This window comes from Kocuria sediminis (genome assembly GCF_009735315.1).
Classification (GTDB): Bacteria; Actinomycetota; Actinomycetes; order Actinomycetales; family Micrococcaceae; genus Kocuria; species Kocuria turfanensis.
Genome location: NZ_WOGU01000003.1, coordinates 296,208 through 305,508, shown reverse-complemented (window position 1 = coordinate 305,508; position 9,301 = coordinate 296,208). Strand labels below are relative to the sequence as shown.

The 9,301-nt window shown below is 73.0% G+C and carries 8 protein-coding genes; 3 read left to right on the top strand and 5 right to left on the bottom strand.

Features of this window, described 5'->3' with window-relative positions; genetic code table 11:
- Nucleotides 1–79: 79 nt before the first annotated feature.
- From GMA12_RS05680 to GMA12_RS05665, 4 genes are all read right to left on the bottom strand, one after another.
- Nucleotides 80–520, bottom strand: coding sequence for a DUF1232 domain-containing protein (locus tag GMA12_RS05680; protein ID WP_370830373.1), 441 nt, complete (start codon nt 518–520; stop codon nt 80–82).
- Nucleotides 521–761: 241 nt separating this feature from the next.
- Complete coding sequence (locus GMA12_RS05675; RefSeq protein ID WP_156267973.1) at nt 762–2,435, bottom strand: FAD-binding oxidoreductase; 1,674 nt, start codon at nt 2,433–2,435, stop codon at nt 762–764.
- Between the two features lie 42 nt (nt 2,436–2,477).
- On the bottom strand, nt 2,478–3,266 hold the full coding sequence (locus GMA12_RS05670) for a lysophospholipid acyltransferase family protein (RefSeq protein ID WP_162459516.1): 789 nt from the start codon (nt 3,264–3,266) through the stop codon (nt 2,478–2,480).
- A complete protein-coding gene (locus GMA12_RS05665) occupies nt 3,263–4,051 on the bottom strand; it encodes an SDR family NAD(P)-dependent oxidoreductase (protein WP_156267971.1) in 789 nt (262 codons plus the stop codon). The genes GMA12_RS05670 and GMA12_RS05665 overlap by 4 nt, the downstream gene beginning before the upstream one ends.
- A gap of 147 nt (nt 4,052–4,198) precedes the next feature.
- Between GMA12_RS05665 and GMA12_RS05660 the strand changes: the two genes are divergently transcribed.
- Together GMA12_RS05660 and GMA12_RS05655 are read left to right on the top strand one after the other, a co-directional pair.
- Nucleotides 4,199–6,454, top strand: a complete 2,256-nt coding sequence (locus GMA12_RS05660; RefSeq protein WP_156267969.1) for an HAD-IB family hydrolase — start codon at nt 4,199–4,201, stop codon at nt 6,452–6,454.
- 37 nt (nt 6,455–6,491) lie between these two features.
- On the top strand, nt 6,492–7,067 hold the full coding sequence (locus GMA12_RS05655) for a TetR/AcrR family transcriptional regulator (protein WP_156267967.1): 576 nt from the start codon (nt 6,492–6,494) through the stop codon (nt 7,065–7,067).
- Between the two features lie 19 nt (nt 7,068–7,086).
- Here GMA12_RS05655 and GMA12_RS05650 read toward each other — a convergent pair whose 3' ends face one another.
- Complete coding sequence (locus tag GMA12_RS05650; protein ID WP_156267965.1) at nt 7,087–8,364, bottom strand: DUF4032 domain-containing protein; 1,278 nt, start codon at nt 8,362–8,364, stop codon at nt 7,087–7,089.
- 89 nt (nt 8,365–8,453) lie between these two features.
- Here GMA12_RS05650 and GMA12_RS05645 point away from each other — a divergent pair, with 89 nt between their 5' ends.
- Nucleotides 8,454–9,275 (top strand): MurR/RpiR family transcriptional regulator, encoded by an 822-nt coding sequence (locus GMA12_RS05645; RefSeq protein WP_162459515.1) that lies wholly within the window; start codon nt 8,454–8,456, stop codon nt 9,273–9,275.
- Nucleotides 9,276–9,301: the final 26 nt, after the last annotated feature.

Genomic DNA, 9,301 nt, shown 5'->3' with positions numbered 1-9,301 from the left:
AGGGTCGAGCCCCCGCACCACCAGGTGCGGGGGCTCCCCACACCCCCAGGCCCCCACCCACCCGGTGCGGGGCCTTTCCTCATCCCGGATCCTTATCCGGATCCCGGTGGGCCCCCACGAGACGGCACACCACGGCCAGACCGTCCGGGGTGCCCGGCCAGTGTCGCTCCAGGGCCTGTGGGCCGGCGGAGCGCGCCACCGCACGCAGCACGAGGAGGACGACCACGGCGTCGTCGGCGTAGCCCAGCACCGGGACGAAGTCCGGGACCAGATCGACGGGCAGCGCCAGGTAGGCCAGCAGGAGCAGCAGCCGCACACGCACACCGCGGGGGAGCGAGCGGTCACCGGCCAGGCGCTTGACGAGCCGGAGCACATCCGGCAGCAGCCGCAGCGCGTCGCGCAGCACCGTCCGGTCCGGTGCGGCCCGCCACAGCACGACGAGCAGCACCAGCCACGCCAGCAGCAGCGCCCCCAGGGCGCTCACCAGCACGGGCCAGGCCGAGCTCCACCACGACGGCACGACACATCCTCCCATCCCACCGCTCCGGGCAGCCTGGACGCGGGAGCTCTCCTGCTCCCCGTCGCCCGAAGGCCTCGACGCGCCCGACACTACCCGCACGCGCCGACGGCGCGGCCTGTGGCAGAGCGTCTCCAGCAGAGCGTCTCCGGCCGGGCACCGTGGACGGTGCCACGCCTCCCGGTCGTGCAGCAGGCCCCCACCCGCACGGGTGGGGGCCTGCTGCACGACCGGGGCCGGGAGATCAGCTGACGATCTTGCCCGGGTTCAGGTTGCCGCCCGGGTCGGTGGCGCTGAAGAGGCGGCGCATGAGGTCCACTCCCTCGGGGGAGACGTCCTGCTCCATCCAGGGGCTGTGCTCCAGGCCCACGCCGTGATGATGGGACAGGGTTCCGCCGGCGTCGATGAAGGCCTGCTGGACGGCGCTCTTGATCGCGGCGTACTCGCCGTGCGGGTCCTCGCCGATCTCGTACCCGAAGGTGAAGTAGAGGCAGGCCCCGGCGTGGTAGGAGTGCGACATGTGGGACATGATCCACCCGGTCTTGCCCTGTGCGGCGAAGGCCCGGTGCGCGGCGTCGTAGGCGGCCTGGTGCACGGTGGTCAGCTTGGACCACGGAGCGGCCGTCTCCGAGACGTCGCCGATGGTGTTCTGCTCGAGCAGGAAGTCCCTCAGGTACGGGGTGTCGAACTTCTTCTGGTCGTAGAGGGCGCCGGGGCCCGAGCCCAGGACCAGTGCGCCCTGCTTCTTCACGATCCCGGCCACGGCCTTCTTCCGGCGCTCGACCTCGGCCTTCTCCCCCTCGAAGCACACGTAGGCGATGCACATGGCGTCGGTGTCCCAGCCGCGGCGGCGCATGACCTCCCACAGCAGGTCCTGGCCCTTGGCCGTGACCTTCTTCTTGAGCGTGGTCGGGGCCTTCTGCGTGGAGAGGGAGAACGCGGTCTCGTGCGCGTCGGAGACGCGGGCGAAAGTGGTCCGGATGTCCGACCGGGCGATGTCGTGCATCGCGGTGAGCGCCTGCTGCCAGGTGGGGAACATGTAGGCGATGACCTCGCGGTGCTCCGCGATGCGGTGGACGTGCACGTCCAGCCGGGTGATCACGCCGAGGCGGCCCTCGGAGCCGATGATCATCTCCCGCAGGCTCGGCCCCGTGGAGGTGGACGGCAGGGGGCGCAGCACCACGGTGCCGCCGGGCCGGACCACGCGCAGCCCCCGCACGATGTCGGCGATGTCCCCGTACTTGTCCGACTGCATCCCGGAGGACCGGGTGGCGGCCCAGCCGCCGAGGGTGGAGTGCGTGAAGGAGTCGGGGAAGTGGCCCAGGGTCCAGCCGCGGGCGTTGAGCTGCTCCTCCATGTCCGGGCCCAGGACGCCGGCCTCGATGGTGGCCAGGCCCGAGGTCTCGTCGATGGAGAGCACCTGGTTCATCCGCCCGAGATCCAGCGAAACGATCGTTCGTTCTTCGGCGGGGTCCGGCTGGAGGCTGCGTGAGATGCTCGTGCCGCCGCCGAAGGGGATGACCACCAGGTCCTGCTCGACGGCCAGCCGCAGCACCGCGGCGACCTCCTCCTCGGTGGCGGGGTAGACGACGGCGTCGGGCACGCGGGCGAAGTCGCCGGCCCGGGTGAGCAGGAGCTCGGTCACCGACTTGCCGGCCCAGTGCACGATCCGCAGCTCGTCGTCGAGGCTCACGTGCTCGGCGCCGGTGATCGAGCGCAGGGCGGTCAGCACGTCGTCGTCCGCGCGGGAGGCCGGGACGCTCACCGTCGCGAAGTCGATGGTGTCCCGCTGCCGCGGGCGCAGGTCGACGTCCAGGGCCTTCTTCACGAAGGGGGCGAAGGCCGGCTTGTTCGCGTACTCGAAGTGCACGCCCTCCTCGCCCCAGCCCCACCACTTCATGTGCTTCACGTGTGCCATCTGCGCAGTACTCTCCTGGTTCTTCGGGGTGGGGGGTGGTGCTCAGGCGTCGATGCGCGGACGGTGCTCGGCGTAGAGCGCGCGCACCGACGACTCGATGCGCTCGTTGAAGGCGGCGGTGGGCTCCTTGTCCCGGGCGACGAGGGGTTCGCCGACGGCCACCACGACGCGGGGCCGGCCGGGGCGCGGCCACTTGCTGCCGTGCGGCATGGCCTCGTGCGCGCCGATCAGGGCGACCGGGAGCACCGGCACGCCCACGGCCTTGGCCAGTCCCGCGGCGCCGATCTTGAAGGGCGCCATCCGGCCGGTGCGGGAGCGGGTCCCCTCGGGGAAGACGAGCAGCGGGACGCCGGCCTTCAGCAGCTGCTTCGACAGCCCGCGGTTGGCCCCCGTGCCGGTGCGGTCCACCGGGAACGCGTTGAAGATCAGCTCGGTGAACAGCCGCTTGTGCGGGGCGGTGAAGAAGTAGTCCGCGGCCACCCCGGTCGCCAGGTTCCGGCGGACGCGCCGGGGCACGGAGCCGAGCACCAGGGGGGCGTCGAGGTGGCTGGAGTGGTTGGCCACCACGATGCAGGGGCCGTCGAGGGCCTCGGCCGCCGGGTGGGTCACCACGGTGCGGCGCACCGTGCGGTAGGCCAGTCCGTGCAGGAACACCCGCTGGGCGATCCGGCGGGCCAGCCGGCGCCGGGGGTCGCGGAAGCGCGCGGGGTCCAGCTGCGCGGAGGAGGCGGGCGGGGCGGACGGTGCCGGCTCGGAGGAGGCGGAGGTCTCGCCCCCGCCGTCGATGGAGCGCCGGACCGGGACCTGGTCGTGGTGCTTGCGGCGGTTCACGACCCGGCCGCCCGTTCCTTCTGGCGGGCGGAAGCGACCATCCCGGAGATCCGGCGGACCGCGGACCGCGGCAGGTGCCGCAGGACGAACCCGAGGGCCCGGTAGCGCTTGGTCGGCATCGAGATCACCTTGCCGCGGGCGACGTCGTCGAGGGCCTCCTCGACCACGCGCTCGGGGGTGAGCCACATGAAGGAGGGGATCGAGGAGCCGGTGATGCCGGCGCGCTCGTGGAACTCCGTGCGCACCCAGCCGGGCAGCAGGGCGGTGACGTGCACGCCCGTGCCGTGCAGCTCCACGGCCAGCGCCTCGGTGAACGCGGTGGTGTAGGCCTTGATCGCCGAGTACGAGCCCATCGTGATCAGGCCCGCGGTGGAGGACACGTTGATGATCCAGCCGGACCCGCGCGCCGTCATGGCACGGGCCGCGGCGGAGGACAGCACCAGCACGGCCCGGCACATGACCTCGAACGCGCGGTCGTGGGCGCCGGTGTCCGGGGCGGTGAAGGGGGTCTTCACGGAGAAGCCGGCGTTGTTCACCAGCACGTCCACCGGGCGCAGCGGGTCCTCGACGCGGGCGGCCACCCGGTCGACGTCGGCGCGGTCCGCGAGGTCCGCCGGCAGCACCTCGACGGGCACACCGTGCTCCGCGCGCAGGCGGGCCGCCGTCTGCTCGAGGCGGTCCGCGTCGCGGGCGACCAGAACCAGGGCATTTCCACGGCGGGCCAGGGCATCGGCGAACGCGGCGCCGATGCCGGACGTCCCCCCCGTCACGAGAGCGGTAAGCATGAGATCTAGGCTACACTACGGTAGCCGTAGCGTAACCGGGAGCGGTCCGCGCGCGGGTCGCCGTCGTCGCCCGCCGCGCCGGTCCGCCCCAGCCCCCCGCCCGCACCGCACCGTCGGCGGACCAGCACACCATCCGGAGGAACCCCGTTGACCGAGACCCCCACCACGCGCGTTCTGCTGACGGGAGCCACCGGCTTCCTGGGGCAGGCCGTGCTCGAACGGCTGCTCTCCGCCCACGACGGCGTGCACGTCACCGCCGTCGTGCGGCCCAAGGGCAGCATCAGCGGTGCGCAGCGCCTGCGGCAGCTGCTGCGCAAGCCGGCCTTCCGCACGTGGCGGGAGACGATGGGGGAGCGGGCCGAGCAGGTCTTCGCGGAGCGCACCGCGGTGCTCGAGGGGGACCTGTCCGCGCTCGCGGAGATCACCGAGCCGTTCGACGTGGTGATCCACTCGGCCTCCACCGTGTCCTTCGACCCGCCGATCCACGAGGCGTTCAGCACGAACGTCGGCGGTGCCATCGGGCTCTACGACGCGCTGCTGAGCTCCGGGCAGGACCCGCACGTCATCCACGTCTCCACCTGCTACGTGGGCGGGATCGCGAAGGGTCTGCGCCCCGAGGCCCCCGTGGACCACGACGTGGACTGGGCGGCCGAGTTCGACGCCGCCCTGCGGGCCCGCGAGGAGGCCGACATGGCCTCGCGCACGCCCGAGCGGCTCCAGGCCCTCATCGACGACGCCACCGCCGGCCACGGCAAGGAGGGCCCCAAGTCCGTGGCCCGTGCCGCGGAGGCGGCCCGGGAGGAGTGGGTGCGCACCCGCCTCGTCGAGTACGGGCGCACCCGGGCCCAGTCGCTGGGATGGACCGACATCTACACCTTCACCAAGGCGCTGGGGGAGCGCGTCGCCGAGCAGAAGTGGGCCGGCGCCGGGCACCGGCTCTCCGTGGTGCGGCCCTCCATCATCGAGTCGGCCCTGCGCCACCCGTACCCGGGCTGGATCGACGGCTACAAGGTGGCCGACCCGCTGATCATGGCCTACGCCAAGGGCGCGCTGCCGGAGTTCCCCGGCCTGCCGGACTCGGTGCTGGACGTCATCCCCGTCGACTTCGTGGTCAACGCGATCGTGGCGCTGGCCGTGGGCGGGCACCGTGACGCGTCCGGGACGCCCACCCCGGCGGGGGCCGAGGCACCCGAACCCGGCTTCTACCAGGTGTGCTCGGGCGCCTCGAACCCGCTGCCGTTCCACCAGATGTACGAGAACGTGCTGGCGTTCTTCACCGCGCACCCGATCCAGGACGACGAGGGCAACCCGATCCGGGTGCCCGAGTGGAAGTTCCCCGCGAACAACGCCGTGGAGCGCTCCCTGGCGGTCAAGGAGAAGCTCTCCGCGGTGGGCGGGAAGCTGACCGCGGCACTGCCGGCGACCTCCCGCACCCGGGAGTGGGCGAACTCCATGCACAAGATGCAGTCCGGTCTCGGCTCCCTGCGCACCTACGTGGACCTCTACCAGTCCTACACGCGCACCGAGATGATCTTCGACGACGCCCGCACCCGTCAGCTCAACGACTCCCTGCCGGCCGGCACGCCGGAGGACCGCACCTTCGACGTCCGGTCCATCGACTGGACCGAGTACTGGCAGCACGTGCACCTGCCCGCGCTGACCGAGATGACCAAGGCCTACGGCCGGCTCCGGGCCGCGTCCCGGCGGCGCAACGCGCCCCGGCGGACGCTGAGCGAGGCCACCGACGTGCTCGCCGTCTTCGATCTCGAGGGCACCGTGCTCAACTCCACGGTCATCCACCAGTACCTGCAGCTGCGCCGCCGCACCCTGGGCCTCGCGAAGTGGCCCGCGGAGGCGGTCGACCTCGTCTCGAGCGCCCCCACCTACCTGAAGGCGGAGAAGCGGGACCGCGGCGAGTTCATCCGCGCCTTCATGCGCCGCTACGAGGGGGTCCCCGCCCGGACGGTGCGCGACCAGGTGGCCGGGCCGCTGGGCCGGGACATGCGGCGGCTGCTGCGCCCGGGGGCTCTGGCACGGATCGAGGAGCACCGCGCCGCAGGGCACCGCACGGTCCTGGTCACCGGCTCCATCGACCTGCTCGTGGAGCCCCTCGCCCACCTGTTCGACGAGGTCGTGGCCGGGCGGATGGACGAGCGCGACGGCGTGATGACCGGGTACCTGGCCACCCCGCCCCTGGTCGACGAGGCCAGGGCCCAGTGGCTGAAGAAGTACGCGGAGCAGGGCGGGTACGACCTCACCCGGTCCTACGGCTACGGGGACTCCCACGCGGACGCCAGCTGGCTGGTGCTGATGGGCCACCCCTACACCGTCAACCCCGACCTGCCCCTCTACCGGCTGGCGAAGAAGAACCACTGGCCCATCGAGGACTGGAAGACCGTCTGAGCGCTCCGGCGAGGGGCGGGGAGCAGGAGGGGCGACGATGGCCGACGACGACCGGGCCGATCCGCGCACCGTCAGCACGGACAAGAAGATCACCGCCGCGGCGCTCGCCCTCCTGCGGGAGGGCGGGCCGCAGCGGGTGAGCATCGAGGCGGTCTCGGCCGCCTCCGGCGTGGCCAAGACCTCGATCTACCGCCGCTACGCCAACAGCCTGGAGATGCTCGAGGGCGCCCTCGAGGTCGCCGTGTCCACGTACTCCCCGCAGCGGCCGAGCGCGCCCGCGAGCTGGGACGAGGGGCTCGCCGAGGCGCTGCACTTCCTGCTCCACGACATGGGCATCGGCGTGGCCGTGTCGCTCCTGAGCGAGCCGCACTCGGAGACCTCCCGGGTGCTGCGCACGCACCTGGTCCGCCCGCGCGTGGAGCGGCTCAAGGAGCTGTTCGCCGCCGAGACCGCGGCGGGACGGCTCAGCCCGGAGCTGGACGTCGACGTCGTCCTGGACTTCGTGCTCGGCTCCGCGTACGCCCACGTCGCCCGCTACGGCAACCTGGGAGAGGACTGGCCCCAGCGGGTGCACCGGACCCTGACGGGGGTCCTGGAGGCGCACCGTCCGTGACGCCCCCGGGCCGCCGGGCTCAGAAGATCTCGCGCTCGTCCGGTCGCTGGGCCAGCTGCGAGGCCACGTAGTCCTCGACGGCCGCGAGGGTCGGCACGTCCTTGCCGGCGCGCTCGGACATGAACCAGCGGTGCTCCAGGACCTCGTGCACGATCTCCGCGGGCTCGAGCTTGCGCCGCATCGGCGGGGTGACCGCCTCCATGATGGGGGAGAAGACCTCCCGCATCCACAGCTGCGCCACCAGGTCGTCGGGCAGGCCCGGGTAGAGGGCCTGGCCGAGCTGGTCGATGTCCGTCAGCAGCCGCCGCGCCTGGTTCTCGTGCGTCCGCAGCCCGGTGAGCCGCTGCAGCCGCCGGGTGTGGTGCCCGGGCTCCACGACCTGGGGGCGCAGCCGGATCCGCCCGTCGACGGTGTCCATGGAGGCCTCCTCCACGTCGAAGCCGAGCTCGTTGAGCCGGCGCACCCGCTCGACCACGCGCCAGCGCTCGTCCATGCTGAAGGACTCCTCGTCCATCAGCGCGCTCCACAGGGAGGTGTAGCTGGCCACGAGCCGGTCGGAGACCTCGAACGGGTCGACGGGGTCCTCGAGCTCGTGGCCCTCCTCGGCCGCCCCGGCGAGCAGGTCCATGATCTCCCCGGCCACGTTGGTGCGGGCCAGCTCGATGTCGTACTCGCGCTGCCCGCGGCTCAGCGCCGGGTGGATCTCGCCGGTCTCCGCGTCCACGAGATAGGCGGCGAAGGCTCCGGCGTCCCGGCGGAACAGGGTGTTCGACAGCGAGACGTCGCCCCAGTAGAACCCGGACAGGTGCATCTGCACGATCAACGAGGCGAGCGCGTCGACGAGCAGGATGACCGTCTGGGCGCTCGGCCCCGCCGAGAAAATCGCGCGGTAGGGCAGGGAGAAGCTCAGGTGGTCGGTGATGAGAGCGGCCGGCAGCGGTTCGCCCTCCGGGGTGTACCGGTCGGTGACCACGGAGTCGGGCACCACCGACGGGGCGCCCATGCGCTGGAGCCGGCGCAGCGTGGCGTACTCGTGCCGGGCGTAGTGCGGCACGGTCTCCTTGATCGCCACGACCTTCTCGCCGGCCCGGGCGAAGCGCACCACGTGCCGGGAGAGGCCGCGGGGGTAGGCCACCAGCACGTCGTCCGGCCACTGCTCCAGGGGCAGGTGCCAGGGCAGCTCGAGCAGCACGGGGTCGAGGAAGGCCGTCTGGATGGAGACCCGGCCGCTTCCCCCGCCGGGCCCGGGCCCGTCCTGCGGCGCCGGAGGGGCGGGTGTGCTGAGAGGACCCTTCATAAGGCGCAATGCTAGCAACCGGGTCCCGGCCGCCGATCGGACGGCCGGACACCTCCGGCCTCCCGCCCCGGGTCGCTAGGGTGGGAGGCGTGTCGATCGAACAGCGCATCCACGCGCACTACGCCGGGCTCTCGCCCCAGGAGCGGCGGGCCGCCGACCTGATCCTGGACCACCTCGACGACCTCGCGCTGTACAGCTCGGCGGAGCTGGCGCAGATGAGCGGGGTCTCCCGCGCCACCCTGTCCCGGCTGTACCGGCACCTCGGCTTCGAGTCCTTCACGGAGCTGCGCGAGACGGCCCGCACGCTGCGCCAGCAGGGCGTGCCCCTGGGCGCCGACGGCGACCCGGAGCTCGGCCAGCACCTCGACCAGGAGCTGCGCAACCTGCGCAAGGCGCTGGACCCGTCCGGGGAGGACCGCACCGCCCGGGCCGTGCAGGCGCTGGCCGGGGCGCGGCGGGTGCTGGTGATCGGCATGCGCAACAGCTATCCGGTCGCCCTGCACCTCAAGCAGCAGCTGCAGCAGGCGCGCGACGAGGTGCGGCTCGCACCGCTGCCCGGCCAGACGCTCGGCGAGGAGCTCGTGGGGCTCGGCCCGGAGGACGTGGTCGTGCTGCTGGGCTTCCGGCGCCGGCCCCGCGGCTTCGAGCGGCTCGTGGCGGTGTGCGCCGCGACCGGGGCGCGCACGGTCCTCGTCGCGGACGGCACGGCGCGGCGGCACGCCGCGGCGGTGGACCTGTGGATCGAGTGCCCCCTCGACGGCGTGGGCCCCTTCGACTCCTACGCGGCCGCCATGAGCCTGGTCGCCGTGCTGGCGGACGGGGTGCTGGCGGCCACCGGGGCGGAGGGCCGGCAGCGGGTCGGCCGCGCGGCCGAGCTCTACGCGGAGCTCGACGAGCTCGACCTGCGCTGACCCGCGGGCGGTGGCGCGGGGCGCCG